The 18,333-nt window shown below is 71.8% G+C and carries 19 protein-coding genes; 13 read left to right on the top strand and 6 right to left on the bottom strand.

Annotated elements, in window-relative coordinates:
- Positions 1-178: 178 nt before the first annotated feature.
- The 7 genes from OHA88_RS12320 to OHA88_RS12290 all read left to right on the top strand — a co-directional run bounded on the left by OHA88_RS12320 (position 179) and on the right by OHA88_RS12290 (position 8,490).
- Complete coding sequence (locus OHA88_RS12320) at positions 179-1,762, top strand: ABC transporter substrate-binding protein (protein WP_328625531.1); 1,584 nt, start codon at positions 179-181, stop codon at positions 1,760-1,762.
- Positions 1,759-2,712, top strand: coding sequence for an ABC transporter permease (locus OHA88_RS12315; protein ID WP_328625530.1), 954 nt, complete (start codon positions 1,759-1,761; stop codon positions 2,710-2,712). Before OHA88_RS12320 ends, OHA88_RS12315 begins: the two co-directional genes overlap by 4 nt.
- Positions 2,709-3,599: an ABC transporter permease gene (locus tag OHA88_RS12310; protein ID WP_326606543.1), complete on the top strand. Its 891-nt coding sequence runs from the start codon at positions 2,709-2,711 to the stop codon at positions 3,597-3,599. Before OHA88_RS12315 ends, OHA88_RS12310 begins: the two co-directional genes overlap by 4 nt.
- Positions 3,596-4,687 carry an ABC transporter ATP-binding protein gene (locus tag OHA88_RS12305; RefSeq protein ID WP_328625529.1) on the top strand — a complete coding sequence of 364 codons (1,092 nt, stop codon included), beginning with the start codon at positions 3,596-3,598 and terminating at the stop codon, positions 4,685-4,687. Before OHA88_RS12310 ends, OHA88_RS12305 begins: the two co-directional genes overlap by 4 nt.
- An 80-nt stretch (positions 4,688-4,767) precedes the next feature.
- Entirely contained in the window at positions 4,768-5,724 is a 957-nt protein-coding gene (locus OHA88_RS12300; protein ID WP_328629665.1) for an ABC transporter ATP-binding protein, read from the top strand.
- 70 nt (positions 5,725-5,794) lie between these two features.
- Positions 5,795-7,600, top strand: a complete 1,806-nt coding sequence (locus OHA88_RS12295; RefSeq protein ID WP_328625528.1) for a gamma-glutamyltransferase family protein — start codon at positions 5,795-5,797, stop codon at positions 7,598-7,600.
- A 62-nt stretch (positions 7,601-7,662) separates the two neighbouring features.
- Positions 7,663-8,490: an inositol monophosphatase family protein gene (locus OHA88_RS12290; RefSeq protein WP_328625527.1), complete on the top strand. Its 828-nt coding sequence runs from the start codon at positions 7,663-7,665 to the stop codon at positions 8,488-8,490.
- 81 nt (positions 8,491-8,571) lie between these two features.
- Here the strand turns inward: OHA88_RS12290 and OHA88_RS12285 are convergent, their stop codons facing one another.
- Positions 8,572-8,997 carry a VOC family protein gene (locus OHA88_RS12285; RefSeq protein ID WP_328625526.1) on the bottom strand — a complete coding sequence of 142 codons (426 nt, stop codon included), beginning with the start codon at positions 8,995-8,997 and terminating at the stop codon, positions 8,572-8,574.
- A 24-nt stretch (positions 8,998-9,021) separates the two neighbouring features.
- On the bottom strand, positions 9,022-9,834 hold the full coding sequence (locus OHA88_RS12280) for a nucleotidyltransferase domain-containing protein (protein ID WP_328625525.1): 813 nt from the start codon (positions 9,832-9,834) through the stop codon (positions 9,022-9,024).
- A gap of 87 nt (positions 9,835-9,921) precedes the next feature.
- Here OHA88_RS12280 and OHA88_RS12275 point away from each other — a divergent pair, with 87 nt between their 5' ends.
- The 4 genes from OHA88_RS12275 to OHA88_RS12260 are packed head-to-tail and all read left to right on the top strand — an operon-like array spanning position 9,922 to position 13,973.
- Positions 9,922-11,337, top strand: coding sequence for a phytoene desaturase family protein (locus tag OHA88_RS12275; RefSeq protein ID WP_326606549.1), 1,416 nt, complete (start codon positions 9,922-9,924; stop codon positions 11,335-11,337).
- 36 nt (positions 11,338-11,373) lie between these two features.
- Positions 11,374-11,910 (top strand): O-acetyl-ADP-ribose deacetylase, encoded by a 537-nt coding sequence (locus tag OHA88_RS12270; protein WP_328625524.1) that lies wholly within the window; start codon positions 11,374-11,376, stop codon positions 11,908-11,910.
- Positions 11,911-11,959: 49 nt separating this feature from the next.
- Entirely contained in the window at positions 11,960-13,432 is a 1,473-nt protein-coding gene (locus OHA88_RS12265; protein ID WP_328625523.1) for an AlkA N-terminal domain-containing protein, read from the top strand.
- A 22-nt stretch (positions 13,433-13,454) separates the two neighbouring features.
- Complete coding sequence (locus tag OHA88_RS12260) at positions 13,455-13,973, top strand: methylated-DNA--[protein]-cysteine S-methyltransferase (RefSeq protein ID WP_267000138.1); 519 nt, start codon at positions 13,455-13,457, stop codon at positions 13,971-13,973.
- 87 nt (positions 13,974-14,060) lie between these two features.
- Here OHA88_RS12260 and OHA88_RS12255 read toward each other — a convergent pair whose 3' ends face one another.
- Complete coding sequence (locus OHA88_RS12255; RefSeq protein WP_326625988.1) at positions 14,061-14,645, bottom strand: TMEM165/GDT1 family protein; 585 nt, start codon at positions 14,643-14,645, stop codon at positions 14,061-14,063.
- A gap of 369 nt (positions 14,646-15,014) precedes the next feature.
- On the opposite strand from OHA88_RS12255, the gene OHA88_RS12250 reads away from it, so the two are divergent.
- On the top strand, positions 15,015-15,425 hold the full coding sequence (locus OHA88_RS12250; RefSeq protein ID WP_328625522.1) for a (2Fe-2S) ferredoxin domain-containing protein: 411 nt from the start codon (positions 15,015-15,017) through the stop codon (positions 15,423-15,425).
- On the opposite strand, the gene OHA88_RS12245 is transcribed toward OHA88_RS12250, so the two are convergent.
- The 3 genes from OHA88_RS12245 to OHA88_RS12235 form a co-directional block, all read right to left on the bottom strand.
- Complete coding sequence (locus OHA88_RS12245; protein ID WP_328625521.1) at positions 15,422-15,562, bottom strand: hypothetical protein; 141 nt, start codon at positions 15,560-15,562, stop codon at positions 15,422-15,424. The genes OHA88_RS12250 and OHA88_RS12245 overlap by 4 nt on opposite strands.
- Positions 15,563-15,623: 61 nt before the next feature.
- The gene (locus tag OHA88_RS12240) at positions 15,624-16,361 is read right to left on the bottom strand and encodes an SIR2 family NAD-dependent protein deacylase (protein ID WP_328625520.1); all 738 of its coding nucleotides are present in this window, start codon (positions 16,359-16,361) and stop codon (positions 15,624-15,626) included.
- Positions 16,362-16,517: 156 nt separating this feature from the next.
- The gene (locus tag OHA88_RS12235; RefSeq protein WP_326606557.1) at positions 16,518-17,012 is read right to left on the bottom strand and encodes an NUDIX hydrolase; all 495 of its coding nucleotides are present in this window, start codon (positions 17,010-17,012) and stop codon (positions 16,518-16,520) included.
- A 152-nt stretch (positions 17,013-17,164) separates the two neighbouring features.
- Between OHA88_RS12235 and OHA88_RS12230 the strand changes: the two genes are divergently transcribed.
- Positions 17,165-18,280 (top strand): glycerate kinase, encoded by a 1,116-nt coding sequence (locus tag OHA88_RS12230; RefSeq protein ID WP_328629664.1) that lies wholly within the window; start codon positions 17,165-17,167, stop codon positions 18,278-18,280.
- Positions 18,281-18,333: the final 53 nt, after the last annotated feature.

Below are 18,333 nucleotides of genomic sequence, written 5' to 3'. Positions count from 1 at the left end.
AATCCGCCCGGCCCGTGTGTGTCCTACACCTTTCCGTTATCCGATCGTCAGTGAAAACCGTCCGCCATATGGACACCCCCCTTGCCCTGCGGACTGTATGCGAAATACGGTCGGCGGTATTCCTTGATCATCCTCTGGCGGGAGGTAGGCCCTCGTGCGCCGAAAAGCGGTTGCCCTGGTGGCAGTTGCATTGGTGTCCCTCACCTCGGGCTGCGCGTCGTTGCAGTCCTCGGCGACCGAGGTCGGCGGTGTGCGGAAAACCGATGAACGGCCCGTACGCGACGGCGGGACGCTCACCGTTGCTCTCAACTCCGACCCGGACAAACTCGACCCCACCCTGGCCCAGACCCTCGTCGGCCGGACGGTCTTCGCGGGCATGTGCGAGAAGCTCTACGACATCGACGAGGACGGCGTGGTCGTGCCGCAGCTCGCCGCCGCACTGCCCGCCACCTCGGCCGACGGTCGCACCGTCAGCGTCCGGCTGCGCCACGACCTGAAATTCAGCGACGGCACGAGGCTCGATGCCCAGGCCGTCGTCACCTCGCTGCTGCGCCACCGCGATCTGCCCGGCTCCGCGCGCGGCACCGAACTGGCCCCGGTCAAGTCCGTCCGGGCCACCGGCCCGTACACCGTGCGGATGGAGCTCGACCACCCGTACGTCCCGCTCACCGGTGTGCTCGCCGACCGGGCCGGGATGGTGATGTCACCGACCGCGCTCAAGAAGTACGGGAAGAACTTCACGAACCACCCGTCCTGCGTCGGACCGTTCCGGTTCGTCGAGCGGGTCGGCGGCGACCGGATCGTGCTGAAGAAGGACCCCAACTACTACGACGCGGACAAGGTCCACCTCGACGGGGTCGTCTACAAGCCGATCCCCGACGGCAACGTCCGGCTCGCCAACCTGCGCTCCGGCGACCTTCAGGTCGGCGACCAGATGGGCCCCATCGACGTCCGGAGCGCGCTGACCGAGCCCAAGCTCCAGCTCTTCAACTCGCCGTCGCTCGGCTACCAGGGCATCGGACTCAACGTCGGCAATGTGCACGGCCTCGGCAAGAAGCCCGGCAAGCTCGACACCCCGATCGCCCGGGACGTCCGGGTCCGTGAGGCGTTCGAGCTCGCCATCGACCGCGAGACACTCAACAAGGTCGTCTTCCAGGGCATGTACGAGCCGGCCTGTGGGCCGATCTCCCCGCAGTCCGCCATCGCCCCCGGCGTCAAGCCCCAGGACTGTCCCGGGCGTGATGTCGCCGAGGCGAAGAAGCTGCTGAAGGAGGCCGGGGTGAAGACCCCGGTGAAGATCGAGCTGAAGACCTCCACCACCCCCGAACAGGGACGCGTCGGGCAGGTCCTCCAGGCCATGGTCAAGGAGGCCGGCTTCGACCTCTCCCTGCGGCCCACCGAGTACGCCACCATGCTCTCGGAGACCGACGCCGGGCACTACGACGTCTTCACCAGCGGCTGGTCCGGCCGGCTCGACCCGGACGGCAACGTCTCCAACTTCCTCAGGACAGCGGGCGCCATGAACGCCTATGGCCTCGATGACCCCGAGATCGACCGGCTGATCGACGAGGGCCGCACCGTCGCCGACCCGGCCCGGCGCACCAAGATCTACAACGAGCTGACCCGGCGCGTTCAGGACGCCCACACGATGATCTACCTCTACCGGCAGAAGAACTACGTCGTCGCCACCAAGTCCGTCGCGGGTATCCGCGTCTACGGCGACGGTCTGGTCCGGGTCAAGACTGCGGGGTACACCCGATGACGAAATACCTGCTGACGCGCCTTCGTCAGTCCCTCATCACGCTCTTCCTCGTCTCCATCGTCGTGTTCGCCGGCATCCGGGCCCTGCCCGGCGACCCGGCGCTCGCCCTCGCCGGTGAGGAACGCAGCCCCGAGGCGCTCGCCGCGATCCGTGAGGCGTACGGGCTCAACGACAACATCTTTGTGCAGTACGGGCGGTTCATCGGCCACGCCCTCACCGGCGACCTCGGCACGTCCTCCCGTACCGGACTCCCGGTCGCCGACGCCATCGGCCAGGCCCTGCCCGTCACCCTGGAACTGGCGGCGCTCTCCCTGCTGCTCGCCGTCGTCCTCGGCATCGGCGCCGGAGTCGTCGCCGCCGTGCGGCGCGGCAAGCCGGAGGAATGGCTCGCCAACGTCATCGCGCTGATCGGCCTCTCCGTCCCGACCTTCTGGCTCGGCATCGTGCTGGTCCTCGGATTCGCCATCGCCGTACCGGTGTTCGCCGCTTCCGGCTACGTACCGTTCGGCACCGATCCGATCGACAACCTGCGCCGCATGGTGCTGCCCGCGATCGTCCTCGGCTCCGGACTCGCCGCCGTCGTGATGCGGCAGACCCGGGCCGCGATGCTCGACTCGCTCTCCGCCGACTACGTCCGTACCGCCCGCGCCAAGGGGCTGTCGAAGCGGTCCGTCGTCGGCGGGCACGCCCTGCGCAACTCGCTCGTCACCGTCGTGACCGTCCTCGGTCTCCAGCTCGGCCATCTGATCTCCGGCGCCGTGGTCACCGAGCAGATCTTCGTCCTGCCCGGCTTCGGCAAACTCACCATCGACGCCGTCTTCACCCGCGACTACGCGACACTCCAGGCCGTGGTGCTCTGCACCTCCGCCGCGTACATCCTCATCAATCTGCTGGTCGACGTGGTCTATTCGGTCATCGACCCGCGCATCCGGCTCGGAGGTGCCCGGTGACCACCGCGACCACAGCGCTCCCCACCACCCCGGAGGCCGCCAGGAAGCGGCCCAGCAGCGGCCGGCTCCGCGCCCTGCGCAAGAACCGGCTCGCCCTCACCGGCGGCATCATCGCCGCCGTCTTCGTCCTCGCCGCGCTCCTCGCGCCACTGATCGCCCCGTACGACCCCGCCCAGCCGAATTTCGGGAACGTACTCGCCGAACCCAGCTGGGCCCACTGGCTCGGCACCGACGACCTCGGACGCGACCAGCTCTCCCGCATCGTGTACGGGGCACGCGCCTCCATGCAGGTCGGCCTCGTCGCCGTCGTGCTGGCCTTCGTCATCGGCGTACCCCTCGGACTGGTCGGCGGCTACTACGGCCGGTTCGCGGACAGCACCATCTCCCGGCTCACCGACACCATGCTGGCGTTCCCGTTCCTGGTGCTCGCCGTCGGCCTGGCCGCGATCCTCGGCCCGTCGCTGACCAACGCCACCATCGCCATCGGCATCTCGCAGATCCCCGCAGTCATCCGCATCACCCGGGCCGAGACCCTGCGGCTCAAGCACGTCGACTACGTCGGCGCGGCCATCGCCAACGGCGGTGGAGACGGCACCGTGCTCTTCCGGCACATCCTGCCCAACGCCACCTCGGCACTGATCGTGCAGGCGACCGTCGGCATCCCCGCCGCGATCATCGGCGAGGCGCTGCTCAGCTTCCTCGGGCTCGGTGTCCAGCCGCCGGCCCCGTCGCTCGGCGTGATGCTCTCCGGCGCCCAGTCGTTCCTGGCGCCCGCCCCCTGGCTCGCCGTCTTCCCCGGCCTGGCGATCGTCGCGGCGACGCTGGCCTTCAACCTGCTCGGCGACGGACTGCGTGACGTCCTCGACCCCCGCGGAGGCACCCGATGACCGAGACCCTTCTCGAACCCGTACGGGAGCCGGTGCGCGAGCCGGTCCTGAGCGTCCGCGACCTGTCGGTGTCGTTCCGCTCCGACACCCGGACCGTGCACGCCGTCGACGGTGTCTCCTACGACCTCGCCCCCGGCGAAGTCCTCGCCGTGGTGGGGGAGTCGGGGTGCGGCAAGTCCGTCACCTCCATGGCAGTGATGGGCCTGCTCCCGTCCACCGCGCACATCGGCGGTTCCATCAGGCTCGGCGGCCGGGAACTGGTCGGCACCCACGAGAAGGAGCTCCAGAAGGTCCGCGGCAAGGACATCGCGATGATCTTCCAGGAACCGATGACCTCGCTCAACCCGGTCCTCACCATCGGCCGGCAGATCGGCGAAGTGCTGCGCAGGCACCAGGGGCTGAGCAGGAAGGACGCCAGGGCGAGGGCCGTCGAACTCCTCGAACTGGTCGGCATCCCGGCCCCGCAGCGCCGCATCGACGAGTACCCGCACCAGCTCTCCGGCGGTATGCGGCAGCGCGTGATGATCGCGATCGCCGTCGCCTGCGACCCGTCCGTACTCATCGCCGACGAGCCGACCACCGCACTCGACGTCACCGTCCAGGCCGGCATCCTCGAAGTCCTCCAGTCGCTGCGCGAACGGCTCGGTACGGCGATCGTCCTGGTCACCCACGACCTCGGCGTGGTGGCGGACGCCGCCGACCGGGTGCTGGTGATGTACGCCGGACGCTCCGTCGAACAGGCGCCGGTCCACGACCTGTTCGCCTCCGCCCGACACCCGTACACCCAGGGCCTGCTCGGCGCCGTCCTGCGGCCCGGCGGCGAGGGCAAGCGGCGGCTGCCCGAGATCCCCGGCCTGGTGCCGAGCCTCGACAGCCAGCCGGACGCCTGCACCTTCGCCCCTCGGTGCAGCCGCGCCGACGACACCTGCACCGCTGGCCGACCCGGCTTCAAGGCCATCGATCCGAAGGCGGGCGCGGACGCCCTCCACCGGGCGGCCTGCTGGCACCCCTACGGCGCCGACGCCGCCGCGGACACCACCCCCGCACCCGACACGACCGACACACCTGACCAGGAGGCCGGAGAGTGACCACCGCACAGACGGTCCCCGCACCGCGCGGCAGCGACGGAGCCGCCGGAGAGAACATACCGGTGCTCGAAATCACCGCCATGGAACGGCACTTCGGCGCCTCCGGCGGTGGCACCGTCCGCGCCGTCGACGGTGTCTCGATCACCATCGGCCGCGGCGAGGTCGTCGGCCTGGTCGGCGAGTCCGGCAGTGGTAAGTCGACCGTCGGCCGCTGCGCCGTACGCCTCGACGAACCGACCGGCGGCACCGTCCGCATCAACGGCACCGACGTCACCCACCTCTCGCGCCGCGCCCTGCGCCCCCTGCGCAAGGACTTCCACCTGGTCTTCCAGGACCCGTCGTCCTCGCTCGACCCACGCATGACCATCGGCCAGATCATCGCCGAACCGATCAAGCTGCACCGCCAGGCCCGGGGCGAGGAGGTGCGCGCCAGGGTCGAGCAGCTCCTCGGTCAGGTCGGCCTGCGCCCCGAGCACGCCGACCGGCATCCGCACGAGCTCTCCGGCGGCCAGCGCCAGCGCATCTCCATCGCCCGTGCACTCTCCTGCGACCCCGATCTGGTCGTCGCCGACGAACCGACGTCCGCGCTCGACGTCTCCGTGCAGGCGTCCGTCCTCAACCTGCTCGCCGACCTGCAGCGCGACCGCGGGTTCGGCTGCCTGTTCATCACCCACGACCTGGCCGCCGTCGAGTTCCTCGCCGACCGGATCGCCGTGATGTACCTCGGGCAGATCGTCGAACAGGCCCCGACCGCCGACCTGTTCGCCTCCCCGAAGCACCCCTACACCCAGGCGCTGCTCTCCGCCGCGCCCGTCCCCGACCCGGTCGAGCAGCGCTCCCGCGAACGCATCGTGCTCCACGGCGACCTGCCCAGCCCGCTCGATCCCCCGGCAGGCTGCCGCTTCCACACCCGCTGCCCGCTCGCCACCGACCGCTGCCGCACCGAGGTACCGGCCCTGCGCGAGCTGCCCGGCGGACGGCAGGTCTCCTGTCACCTCGTCGAAGCGGACGGGACCGCCCCGGACGCGGCCTCCTGACCTTCCGTACATACGATCCGAACCACACACAAGTACGTCGCACAGCACGTCGCAGCTAGGAGCCGCATCCGTGTTCACCACCCGGCCGACCCTTCAGGGCACCTTCGGCATGGTGTCCTCCACCCACTGGCTCGCCTCGCAGTCCGCGATGGCCGTCCTGGAGGACGGCGGCAACGCCTATGACGCCGCCGTCGCCGCCGGATTCGTCCTGCACGTCGTCGAACCGCACCTCAACGGCCCGGCCGGTGAGGTGCCGATGATCCTGGCGCCGAGCGACGGCGACGTGCAGGTCCTCTGCGGCCAGGGCCCGGCCCCGGCCGGCGCCACCGTCGCCCACTACCGCTCCCTCGGTCTGGACCTCGTCCCCGGCACCGGCCCCCTCGCCGCCGCGGTCCCCGGTGCGTTCGACGCCTGGATGCTGCTGCTGCGCGACCACGGCACCAAGTCCGTCGCCGAGGTGCTGCGGTACGCGATCGGCTACGCGGAGGACGGCCACGCACCCGTCGAGCGGATAGGCCAGACCGTCGAGACGGTCCGCGAACTCTTCGAGACCGAGTGGCAGTCCTCCGCCGACGTCTACCTCCCGGGCGGCAAGTCCCCCGAGCCGGGCGAGCTCTTCCGCAATCCCGCCCTCGCCGCGACCTGGCGCCGCCTGATCGCCGAGGCCGAGAAGACCGGCGGCGACGACCGCATCGCCCAGATCGACGCCGCACGGAAGATCTGGAGCGAGGGCTTCATCGCCGAAGCCCTGGTCCGCCAGGCCGCCCGCCCCACCATGGACACCAGCGGCAGCCGCCACACCGGCACCCTCACCGCCGCCGACCTGGCCGGCTGGTCCGCGTCGTACGAGGCGCCCGCCACGTACGACTGGAACGGCTGGACGCTCGCCAAGGCCGGCGGCTGGAGCCAGGGCCCCGCCTTCCTCCAGCAGCTCGCCCTGCTCCCCGCCGAGCTCCCGCAGTACGGCTCCGCGGAGTACGTACACCTGCTCATCGAGGGCTGCAAGCTCGCCATGGCCGACCGTGAGGCCTGGTACGGCGACGCCGCCGACGTGCCCCTCGACGTGCTGCTCTCGGAGCCGTACAACGCCGAGCGGCGCGCACTGATCACCGACGAGGCGTCGCGCGAGCTGCGCCCCGGCAGCCCCGGCGGCCGCACCCCTGTCCTCAGCGAACACGCGCACGCCGTCGCCTCCGGCGAGGGCGGGTTCGACGCCATGGGCATCCCGGCGGCGGGCGTCGGCGAGCCGACCGTCGCCAAGGACGGCGCGACCCGTGGTGACACCTGCCACGTCGACATCGTCGACCGCTGGGGCAACATGGTCTCCGCGACCCCCAGCGGTGGCTGGCTCCAGTCCAACCCGGTCGTGCCGGAGCTCGGCTTCCCGCTCGGCACCCGCCTCCAGATGGCCTGGCTCGACGAGGACCTGCCGAACTCCCTCACCCCCGGCCGCCGCCCCCGCACCACCCTCACCCCGTCCCTCGCCCTGCGCGACGGCGTCCCGGTGATGGCCTTCGGCACGCCCGGCGGCGACCAGCAGGACCAGTGGCAGGTCCACTTCTTCCTCGCCGTCGCGCTGCGCGCCGAGGTCCGGGGCGGGCTCGACCTGCAGGGCGCCATCGACGCACCGAACTGGCACAACGACAGCTTTCCCGGCTCGTTCTTCCCGCGCGGTATGCGGCCCGGCAGCGTCACCGTCGAGGAGGGCATGGACCCGGAGGTCGTCGAGGAGCTGCGCCGCCGGGGCCATGACGTCACGGTCGGGGATCCGTGGTCCGAGGGCCGGATGTGCGCCGTCGCCCGCGACCCGGAGACCGGCGTGCTCTCCGCCGCCGCGAACCCGCGTGGCATGCAGGGGTACGCCGTAGGCCGCTGACGGTCACCTACACGTCATGACCAGGTCGTCAGGGACCCGGTGGACCGTGCTTAGCTGGAGTCATGATCGATGACTTCCTTGCCGGGGACCTGACCGAGGTCGAGGCAGCGGTCCGCGCAGCGGCCGCCGCCGAGATCATGCCGCGCTACCGGCAGCTCGCCGCACACGAGATCGTCGAGAAGAGCGGTCCGCACGACCTCGTCACCACCGCCGACCGCCTCGCCGAGGAACACCTCACCGCGTCCCTCACCCGCCTCCTGCCCGGCTCGGTGGTCGTCGGTGAGGAGTCGGTCCACGCCGATCCGAAGGTGTACGACGCCCTGGGCGGCGAGGCACCGGTCTGGATCGTCGACCCGGTCGACGGCACCCGCCAGTTCGTCCGCGGCGAGCCCGGCTTCTGCACCCTCGTCGCCCTCGCCCACCACGGCGAACTCCTCGCCTCGTGGACGTACGCCGCGGCCCTGGACAAGATGGCGGTCGCGGTCCGCGGCCGCGGCGCCACGCTGAACGGCGTCCCGATGCGTTCCGGATCGCCCGCGCCGGGCGCCGTGCTCGAGGTGGCCATGTCGCACCCCGACTACACCTCCGACGCCCAGAAGCACGCCCTGCTCGGGCTGCGCACCGAAGGCATCAACGCGCGCCCGTGCGGCGCTGCGGGCCTCGAATACCTGGCCGTCGCCCGCGGCGACCAGGACGCGGTCGCCTTCAACTGGGAGTACGCCTGGGACCACGCGGCGGGCCTGCTCCTGGTCACGGAGGCGGGTGGCGCGCAGGCCACGCTCTCGGGTGCCCCGTTCCGTATCACCGGCGGCAACGCCCTGCCCTTCACGGCCGCCCGCGACGAGGCGACGGCCGAGCGGATCCTGGAGGCACTGCGCGCCGGAGGATGATCCTGCTCACCTGGAGCGGCGGGTCTCGGTGCGGCTCGCCGACGCGCAGGCGCTGCGGCACAGCCGTCCGCGACGACCGGGCTACGGCTGCGTCACCCGGTGCAGGACCAGACAGAACGGATGCCCCGCCGGATCGGCATAGATCCGCCACGGCCGCTCGGCCCGCTCCGGGTCCGCCTCCCCGACGCCGTCCGCGCTCCCGTCGTCGAGTACGGTCGCGCCGGCCGCGACGACCTCAGCCTGCGCCGCGTCCAGGTCCGGCACACCGAAGTCCAGATGGAACTGCTGGGGCCGCGCCGGGTCCGGCCACTGCGGCGGCCGATAATCCGCCGCCCGCTGGAACGCGAGGACGAGACCGGCGTCGGTGTGCAGCGTCGCCCAGTTCTCGTCGAGCCCCCACCGGCGGTCCGGTTCGTTGACCCGGCCGCCCACGACCGACCGGTAGAACTCGGCGAGACGTACGGGATCGGGGCAGTCGAGCACCACGCACTGAAGTTCGGCGATCATGACCGGATCCTAAGCCGGACCCGGTCACCGGAACACTGCCCGCACATCCCGCACCACAGCGGCCGCCGTCTCCACCGCCGCCACGTCCAGCCCCCGCAGCGCCACGCCCACCCGCTCGGCGAAGTCCGCCGGAGTCTGCGGCAGCAGCGCGGCCGCCGCCAGCGCGCCCTTCTCGTTCAGACACCAGGTGCGGTGATGGGCGTGGAGGGACTGGACGAGGATGCCGAACGCCCTCGACAGGCACAGTGCGACATGCAGGGTGTCGCCGGAGGAGGCCGATTTTCGTGCCGCGGCCACCGAGAAGTCCGCCTCCCAGGCGGCGTCGGCGAGCGCCTTGCGCAGCGGCTCCGGGTAGCTGCGGGTCTCCTGTTGAAGCTCCGTCAGTTCACCGGAAGGATCGGCCAGTACGCGGCTGAGCGCCACCTCGCCCGGATAGCAGGGGGACCAGAACCCCAGCGGATGGCCGGGCTGGATGCCCACCTCGAAGCGGCCCTCACGGCAGTCGGACCAGACCTGCTCGACCCGGTCCAGGTCGCGCAGGATCCAGTCCACCGGCGTGCCGTCGACCCGCAGCCACGCACCGCCGTTGACCCACGGCCCCCAGCCGCCCGGACCCGCCACCTCCACCGGGGAGCCCGTCACCTCGCACGCGAGTGCGGTCAGCGCGGCCAGGTCGGGAGCACCCCGGTAGTAGACGCCGAGGTCCCAGTCGGAGTCCGGGCGGTGTGTGCCACGGGCGCGGCTGCCACCGAGGACGACTGCCCGGACACCGGGCAGTTCGGCCAGCCGCGCCGCCATGTCGCCGATGAGTGATACATCTACTGAAACCCTGTTCATCGGCACGGACGTTACCCGCGGCCCGGCTGTCGATGCGGCGGAATATCCTTGAGTCTCTTGGCTGTCGGCTGACAAAGGAGTCCGCAGGTGCCGTCGATGCTCGATGCCGTCGTCGTGGGGGCGGGACCCAACGGACTGACCGCCGCCGCCGAACTGGCCCGCCGTGGCTTCTCGGTGGAGGTGTTCGAGGCGGCAGAGACCGTCGGAGGCGGCGCCCGCACCGAGGAGCTCACCCTCCCCGGCTTCCGCCACGACCCGTGTTCCGCCGTGCACCCGCTGGGCATCGGCTCGCCCGCGTTCGCGGCCATGCCGCTCGCCCGGCACGGCCTGGAGTGGCTCCAGCCCGAGCTGGCGCTCGCCCACCCCTTCCCGGACGGCTCCGCCGCGATTCTCACCGGGTCGGTGGGGGAGAGCGCCATGTCGCTGGGGCCGCAGGACGCGGGGGCGTACCGCAGACTGCTCGCCCCGTACCTCGGCCACTGGGACACGCTCGCCCAGGACTTCCTGCGGACCCCGTGGGACGGGCTGCCGCGCGATCCGTACCACTGGGCGCGGTTCGGACTGAATGCGATCCAGCCCGCCACGCTGCTCTCCCGCCGGTTCCAGGGCGCGAAGGCGCGCGGCCTGTTTGCCGGGCTCGCCGCCCACGCCATAGCTCCCACCAGCGGAATCGCCACCGGCGGCATCGCGCTGCTCTTCGCGCTCGCCGCGCACGAGAACGGCTGGCCGGTGCCGCGCGGCGGCTCACAGGCCATCTCGGACGCCCTCGCCTCGTACGTACGCGAACTGGGTGGCGCGATCCGTACCGGCACGGAGGTCAAGCGCCTCGACGAGCTCCCGCCCGCGCGGGCCTACGTCTTCGACACCTCGCCGACCGCCCTCGCCCGGATCGCCGGACTGGGTCACGCCTACCGCGGCTACCGGTACGGCGCCTCCTGTTTCAAGGTCGACTATGCCCTGTCGGGCCCCGTCCCCTGGACCGCGAAGGAGGCACGGCGGGCCGGCACGGTCCATGTCGGTCCCACGGCCGGTGAGATCGAGGGCGCGCTGCGCGCCGCGGTGGCGGGCCGCGACCCGAGCGTGCCGTTCCTGATCACCGCGCAGCCCAGCCTCTTCGACCCGTCGCGCGCGCCGGAGGGCCGTCACGTCTTCTGGGCGTACGGGCATGTCCCGGCGGGCTGGGAGGGTGACGCCACCGAAGTCATCGAGCGGCAGCTGGAGCGGTTCGCGCCCGGCTTCCGCGATCTGGTGCTCGCCCGTGCCGTCGCCGGTCCGCCACAACTCGCCGTGCGCAACGCCAATTACGTCGGCGGTGACATCGCCTGCGGCGCGTTCGCCGGACTGCAGACGGTGATCCGGCCGAAGCTCGCCCGCGTGCCTTACGCGACGGCGCACCCGGCCGTGTTCCTGTGCTCCTCGGCCACCCCTCCCGGGCCCGGGGTGCACGGGATGTCCGGTCACCATGCGGCGAAGGCGGTCTGGCGACGACTCCGGGCGGCCTGACCCACCGGAGCCGCCCGGTGACGACATCATGGCCACATGCACACACCTGAGGCCGTCACCGTCACCCTGGTACGCGGTGACATCACCCAGCAGTCCGCCGATGTCATCGTCAACGCGGCGAACTCCTCGCTCCTCGGCGGCGGCGGGGTCGACGGAGCCATCCACCGGCGAGGCGGTCCGGAGATCCTCGCCGCGTGCCGGGAGCTGCGCGCCTCGCAGTACGGAAAGGGGCTGCCCACCGGCCAGGCGGTCGCCACGACCGCCGGCAGGCTCGACGCCCGATGGGTGGTCCACACGGTGGGACCGGTCTGGAGCAGCACCGAGGACCGGTCCGCGCTGCTGGCCTCCTGCTACCGCGAATCGCTGCGGGTGGCCGCCGAGCTGGGCGCCCGTACCGTGGCCTTTCCCGCCATCTCGACCGGCATCTACGGCTGGCCCATGGACGACGGCGCGCGCATCGCCGTCCATACCGTGCTGGCGGAGGCTGCCGCGCCGGTCGAGGAGGTGCGGTTCGTGCTCTTCGACGCACATGCGTTCGTGGAGTTCGAAGAGGTCCTGGCAGCGAAAGGCTGATGTCGGATTCTCGCCAGCCCCCACGTGTCCGGTGACCCATGCTTGAAGCATGTACACCGACACCGAGCGCTGCGTACGGGCCGTCCTGTCCAAGGACGCCCGCTTCGACGGCTGGTTCTTCACGGCGGTCCTGACCACCCGGATCTACTGCCGTCCGAGCTGCCCCGTCGTGCCGCCCAAGGTCGAGAACATGACCTTCTACCCCAGCGCCGCCGCCTGCCAGCAGGCCGGATTCCGCGCCTGCAAGCGGTGCCGGCCCGACACCAGCCCCGGCTCCCCGGAGTGGAACGCCCGCGCCGACTCGGTCGCCCGCGCGATGCGGCTCATCGCGGACGGGGTCGTCGACCGCGAGGGCGTGCCCGGGCTGGCCGCCCGGCTCGGCTACTCCGCCCGTCAGATCGAACGCCAGCTCCTCGCCGAACTGGGCGCCGGCCCGTTGGCCCTGGCCCGCGCCCAGCGCGCCCAGACCGCCCGGCTGCTCATCGAGACGACCGGACTACCCATGGCCGACGTGGCGTTCGCGGCCGGGTTCTCGTCCGTCCGTACCTTCAACGACACCGTCCGTGAGGTCTTCGCCCTCGCGCCCGGCGAGCTGCGCACCCGTGCCGCCCGGTCCGTGAAGACGTCGGCGACACCGGGCGTGATCGCGCTGAGGCTGCCGTACCGGGCCCCGCTCAACCCGTCCAACCTCTTCGGCCACCTCGCCGCGACAGCGGTCCCCGGCGTCGAGGAATGGCGCGACGGCGCCTACCGACGCACGCTCACCCTTCCGTACGGGCACGGCATCGTCGCCCTCACCCCGTACCCCGACCACATCGCGTGCCGGCTCTTCCTCACCGATCCGCGCGACCTCACCCTCGCCATCAGCCGCTGCCGCTGGCTGCTCGACCTGGACGCCGACCCGGTCGCCGTCGACGACCAGCTGCGGGGCGATCCGCTGCTCGCCCCGCTGATCGACAAGGCCCCCGGGCGGCGGGTGCCGCGTACCGTCGACGGCGCGGAGTTCGCCGTACGGGCAGTGCTCGGCCAGCAGGTCTCCACGGCCGCCGCCCGCACGCACGCGGCCCGCCTGGTCACCGCGCACGGCATCCCTGTCGACGACCCGGAGGGCGGCCTCACCCACCTCTTCCCCACCCCCGAGGCGCTGGCATGCCTCGACCCGGAGCAACTCGCCCTGCCCCGCAGCCGCCGCACCACCCTCACCACACTGGTCGGTGCGCTCGCCGACGGCTCGCTGCAGCTCGGCACCGACAGCGAGTGGGAGAGGGCCCGGGCCGAACTCATCGCACTGCCCGGCTTCGGCCCGTGGACCGTCGAGGTCATCGCCATGCGGGCGCTCGGCGACCCGGACGCTTTCCTCCCCACCGACCTCGGAATCCGGCGGGCGGCGGCGGAACTCGGCCTCCCGTCGACACCCGCGGCGCTCACCGCACGAGCGGCAGCCTGGCGCCCCTGGCGGGCGTACGCGGTCCAGTATCTGTGGACCGTCGACGACCACCCCATCAACCACCTGCCCGTATAAGCCCGTATAAGGGAGTTCCCGCATGACTGCGACACATCTCGCGACCCGTCGGCACACGGTCGTCGACAGCCCGTACGGCCCGCTCACCCTCGTCGCCACCGACGGCGTGCTCTCGGGCCTCTATATGACCGAGCAGCGGCACCGGCCGCCCGAGGAGACCTTCGGCGACCCCGATCCACGCCCCTTCGCGGAGACGATCCGCCAGCTGGATGCCTACTTCGCGGGCGAGCTGCGGGAGTTCGATCTGCCGCTGCACCTGGACGGAACGCCGTTCCAGCGCAGCGTGTGGGAGCAGCTCCGGCAGATCCCGTACGGGGAGACACGCTCGTACGGAGAACTCGCCGAGCACCTGGGCAAGCCGGGCGCCTCACGCGCGGTGGGCCTCGCCAACGGCAAGAATCCGGTGGGGATCATCGTTCCGTGCCACCGGGTCATCGGAGCCTCCGGCAGCCTCACCGGCTACGGCGGCGGTCTCGACCGCAAGCAGCGGCTGCTGGCCTTCGAGAACGGCACGGGGGAGGACACCCCGGCGCTCTTCTGAGGGCTGTGATCCGGACACGGCGAAGCCCGACGGTCGCACGGGGCGACCGTCGGGCTCCGTCGTGGCCTGCTGCGTTGCGGAACCGGCTCAGGCCGTGAAGATCTCGACCACCGACCAGATCGCCAGCCCCAGCATGCACAGCCCGCCGATGCGCTGGACCGTCCCCAGCGGAACCCGCTTCGCGATGAAGCGTCCCGCGAGCAGCGCCAGCGCGGAGACGGACATCAGCGCGGCCAGGGATCCGATGGCCGTGGACCACGTGCCGTTACTGGCGGCCAGGTTGGCCGTCGTGATCTGGGTGAGGTCGCCCCATTCACTGATGAACACGGCCATGAACGCGGTCGAGTAGACCGGCCAGAAGCCGGTCACGGTCTTGACTTCGCTGTCCTCGTCGCCGTCGTCACCCCCGCCGCGCAGCAGCATGAACGCGCCGAACGCGAAGAGGGCCGCCGAGACGAGCTTGACGATCCAGTCGGGCAGCAGCCCGATCAGACCGCCGGCGCCGACGGCGATCGCGACATGCACGAGGAACGCGGACGAGGTACCGAACCAGACATAGAGCGGCCGCATGCGTGTGCCCATGGCCAGCGACGCGAACATGGTCTTGTCGGGGAGCTCCGCGAGGAAGATCAGCCCGAAGGCGGTGATGATCGCCAGGGGGTCGAGATGCATTCCGGGTGGCTTTCTGTGAGAGCCGGGCCCCGGGTCTTTCCGCGAAGCGCCACTCGGGCTTTTCGGAGGACCACTCGGCCCGGCATGACTGCAGCGCCCACAGGGCGCGGGCGTGTCATACCTGACCGAAGGTCTCGCCCGCCCGTAACCATCTACGAGCCCGGCCACCGGGAACCCGAGGGTTCCAGTGTGTCGACGACCGGTTTGCGGGGCTACTCCCCTTCGCAGCCACCCACTTTACCGCACCCCCGCACAGCCACCGGCGCCAGAGGGGCTCAAGTGTTCGACTTCACTCCGCTCTCGGTACAGTCCCACAGTGATCATCCGCGCCCTCACCTTCGCCCGCGTCACGACCGGAAGCGTCCCCGCATGAGCCGCCGCACCCGCAAGGCCGACACATCCGCCCCGGGCGCACCCCGGCCCACCGTCAGTGTCTGCCGGGGCTGCTGCTGCGGTACGCCGAAGATCCCGGACGTGGACCATGCCGGTCAGCTCGCAGCTCTGCGCCGGTCCCTCGGCGAGATCGCCGCGGTGCGCGCCGTGGAGTGCCTGGACGCCTGCGAGCAGGCCAACGTCATCGTCGTGCAGCCCTCGGCCGAGGGCAGGAAGGCGGGTGGCCGTCCGGTCTGGCTCGGCCTCGTCAACGACCCGGATGCCGTCGCCGACATCGTCGCCTGGGTCGATGCGGGTGGCCCCGGCCTCGCGGACGCCCCCGACATCCTCGACCTCTACACCTTCCGACCCTCGCGCCGCGTACAGCAGGAACTCGGTTCGTCCTAGCCTCCGTTGGCCCGCAGCACGCGGCCGAGCAGCTCCATCGACGTACTGCGTTCGGACTCGGTCAGTACGCCGAGAAACTCCCGCTGCGAGTCCTGGGCCAGCTGCTGGAGCCGCTGTTGGGGGGCTCTGGGCGTCATCCATGTGCGAAGGCCAGCCGGGCGTGATCGCCCGCAGAGGCAGGCCGCCGCCCCTCGCCCGTCAGCCGTCAGCCCCCGCTTCGGCGGACAGCCGCGCGAGCAGTGACGGCAGCGCGGTTCCGATGGGCTCGCGGATCGTCTCCTCGGCCAGTTCGTCGTACGGCGTCGGCTCGGCGTTCACGACGATCAGCCGCGCACCGTACTCCGCCGCGATCCCGGCCAGCGACGCGGCGGGCTGCACCTGCAGCGTCGTACCGACTGCGATGAACACCTCGCAGGCCTTCGCGATCGACATCGCCTCGCCCAGCACCACCGGATCGAGCCGCTCACCGAACATGACCGTGGCCGACTTCAGGATGCCGCCGCAGACCGTGCACACCGGGTCGGCCTCGCCCTCCTCGACCCTGGTCAGCGCCTGAGCCATGGGTGACCGGGCGTGGCATCGGGTGCAGACCACCTCGCGGGCGGTGCCGTGCAGTTCGAGGACCTTGCGGGCGGAGACACCGGCCAGCTGATGCAGCCCATCGACGTTCTGCGTGATCACCCGCACCGGAACCCCGGCCCGCTCCAGGTCCGCAACGGCCCGGTGGGCGGCGTTCGGCTCGGCGTGCCAGGTCGCGCTGGTGCGGCGCATCTGCCAGGAGCGGCGCCGGATCTCCGGATCGGCCATGTAGAAGTCGTACGTGACGAGTTTCTCGGCCTCGGGGTCCTTCCGCCAGAGGCCGTTCGGCCCGCGGTAGTCGGGGATGCCGGAGTCCGTGGAGATGCCGGCGCCGCTGAGTATCGCGACGAGAGTCATACGGCGAGCGTACGCAGCGACGCCCGCCGCCCGCGAGGCGTTTTGATCACGCTGTCAGGGCCCTCCCGTGGCCGAGGCCACCGTCGGTCCCGATGCGGCACGCGTGGTGGGTCCCCGCCGTCGTCGGCAGCCCCGGAACGCCGTCGAACGGTACGGTCAGGGGGTGACCGGCCTGCCGTCCTCCAGCTCCACGGCGCCGGTTCCGGAGTCGCGCACCTCAAGTGCCGCCCGCACCCGGTGTCCGAGCGAACCGGGCAGATACTGGTCGAGCGCGTCGCGCTCCACCAGCTTCCAGGACAGGAGCTCCTCCTCCTGCAGCCGGATCGCCTTCAGCTGGACGTCGTCCAGGACTCCGCCGTCGTACAGATACGCGGCGATCGGTGGCCGTGCGGGGCTGCGCGCCCAGTCGACCGCGAGCAGCCGTCCCGGCTCGAGATCGAGCCCGATCTCCTCGGCCGTCTCACGGCGCGCGGCCCGGCGCGGGGTCTCGCCCTCGTCGGACTCGATCGTTCCGCCGGGCAGCGCCCAGCCGTCCCGGTAGTTCGGCTCGACGAGCAGGACCCGTCCCTCCCCGTCCTGGAAGACGGTTGCCGCGGCGGCCAGCACCCTGGGCAGTCCTGCGATGTACGTGGCGTAGTCAGTGGTGGTCACGTGCGCAGCGTAGTAGGGGCATCGGGCCGGCCACCGGAGCCCGGTCCAGGGCCCGGACACCCATGGGCACGGGGCGGGTGCTCCGGATAGGGTCGGGGCGGCGCGACTGCCTGTTCGAAAGCAAGGGATGCAAGGTGACGGACGGAGCAGTGATGGAGACCGCCCGCGTGCTCGTCGCGGCGGACAAGTTCAAGGGATCGCTCACCGCGGTACAGGTCGCGGAGCGGGTGACAGCCGGGCTGCGGCGCATCGTCCCCGAGGTGCAGGTCGAGACCCTGCCGGTGGCGGACGGCGGCGACGGCACGGTGGCGGCGGCGGTGGCCGCCGGCTTCGAGCGGCGCGAAGCGCGTGTGACCGGGCCGCGCGGGGAGACCGTGACCGCGGCGTACGCGCTGCGCGACACCACCGCGGTGGTGGAGATGGCCGAGGCCTCGGGCCTCCAGCACCTTCCGGCAGGGGTCTTCGCCCCGCTCACGGCCACCACGTACGGCTCCGGTGAGCTGCTTGCCGCGGCGCTGGACGCAGGCGCCCGGACCATTGTGTTCGGGGTCGGCGGCAGTGCGACGACCGACGGCGGCGCGGGCATGCTGGCCGCGCTCGGCGCCCGATTCCTGGACGCGGACGGCAAGCCCGTCGGCCCCGGTGGCGGCGGCCTCGCGGAACTGGCCGAGGCGGATCTGTCCGGCCTCGACCCGCGGCTGGCCGACGTGGACCTGATCCTCGCCAGCGACGTGGACAACCCACTGACCGGTCCGAAGGGCGCCCCGGAGGTCTACGGGCGGCAGAAGGGCGCGAGCGAGGACGACATCGCGATCCTCGACGCGGCGCTCGCCCACTACGCGTCCGTCCTGGGCCCGGACCACGCGAAGCTCCCCGGTGCGGGTGCCGCGGGAGGTATCGGCTACGGGGCGCTGGTAGCGCTCGGCGCCCGGTTCCGCCCCGGCATCGAGGTCATGCTCGACGTACTCGGCTTCGCGCCGGCGCTGGCCCGCGCCACGCTGGTGATCACCGGTGAGGGCTCCCTCGACGAGCAGACCCTGCACGGCAAGGCCCCGGCCGGCGTCGCGGCGGCGGCCCGCGCGGCGGGGCTGGAGGTGGTGGCGGTCTGCGGCCGTCTGGCACTGCCTCCGGAGGCGCTGGGCAGGGCCGGCATCCGGCGCGCGTACGCCCTCACGGAGCTGGAGCCGGACCCGGCCGTGTGCATGGCACAGGCGGGCCCGCTGCTGGAGCGGGTGGCGGAAGGGATCGCCCGCGACTTCCTGTCGTGAGCTGAACCGAGCCGGATCGAGCCGGGCTGAGCCGGGACGGGCCGTGGCCCGCC

The organism is Streptomyces sp. NBC_00353 (genome assembly GCF_036108815.1).
Taxonomy (GTDB): Bacteria; Actinomycetota; Actinomycetes; order Streptomycetales; family Streptomycetaceae; genus Streptomyces.
This window is presented reverse-complemented; position numbering and strand designations above follow the sequence as displayed.

What these genes read in the sequence shown, in the direction of transcription:
- OHA88_RS12315 (WP_328625530.1), top strand. Translation starts at nt 1,759, where the DNA reads ATGACGAAATACCTGCTGACGCGCCTTCGTCAGTCCCTCATCACGCTC.
- OHA88_RS12305 (WP_328625529.1), top strand. Translation starts at nt 3,596, where the DNA reads ATGACCGAGACCCTTCTCGAACCCGTACGGGAGCCGGTGCGCGAGCCG.
- OHA88_RS12300 (WP_328629665.1), top strand. Translation starts at nt 4,768, where the DNA reads ATGGAACGGCACTTCGGCGCCTCCGGCGGTGGCACCGTCCGCGCCGTC.
- OHA88_RS12290 (WP_328625527.1), top strand. Translation starts at nt 7,663, where the DNA reads ATGATCGATGACTTCCTTGCCGGGGACCTGACCGAGGTCGAGGCAGCG.
- OHA88_RS12285 (WP_328625526.1), bottom strand. Translation starts at nt 8,997, where the DNA reads ATGATCGCCGAACTTCAGTGCGTGGTGCTCGACTGCCCCGATCCCGTA.
- OHA88_RS12280 (WP_328625525.1), bottom strand. Translation starts at nt 9,834, where the DNA reads ATGAACAGGGTTTCAGTAGATGTATCACTCATCGGCGACATGGCGGCG.
- OHA88_RS12270 (WP_328625524.1), top strand. Translation starts at nt 11,374, where the DNA reads ATGCACACACCTGAGGCCGTCACCGTCACCCTGGTACGCGGTGACATC.
- OHA88_RS12265 (WP_328625523.1), top strand. Translation starts at nt 11,960, where the DNA reads ATGTACACCGACACCGAGCGCTGCGTACGGGCCGTCCTGTCCAAGGAC.
- OHA88_RS12260 (WP_267000138.1), top strand. Translation starts at nt 13,455, where the DNA reads ATGACTGCGACACATCTCGCGACCCGTCGGCACACGGTCGTCGACAGC.
- OHA88_RS12255 (WP_326625988.1), bottom strand. Translation starts at nt 14,645, where the DNA reads ATGCATCTCGACCCCCTGGCGATCATCACCGCCTTCGGGCTGATCTTC.
- OHA88_RS12250 (WP_328625522.1), top strand. Translation starts at nt 15,015, where the DNA reads ATGAGCCGCCGCACCCGCAAGGCCGACACATCCGCCCCGGGCGCACCC.
- OHA88_RS12245 (WP_328625521.1), bottom strand. Translation starts at nt 15,562, where the DNA reads ATGACGCCCAGAGCCCCCCAACAGCGGCTCCAGCAGCTGGCCCAGGAC.
- OHA88_RS12240 (WP_328625520.1), bottom strand. Translation starts at nt 16,361, where the DNA reads ATGACTCTCGTCGCGATACTCAGCGGCGCCGGCATCTCCACGGACTCC.
- OHA88_RS12230 (WP_328629664.1), top strand. Translation starts at nt 17,165, where the DNA reads ATGGAGACCGCCCGCGTGCTCGTCGCGGCGGACAAGTTCAAGGGATCG.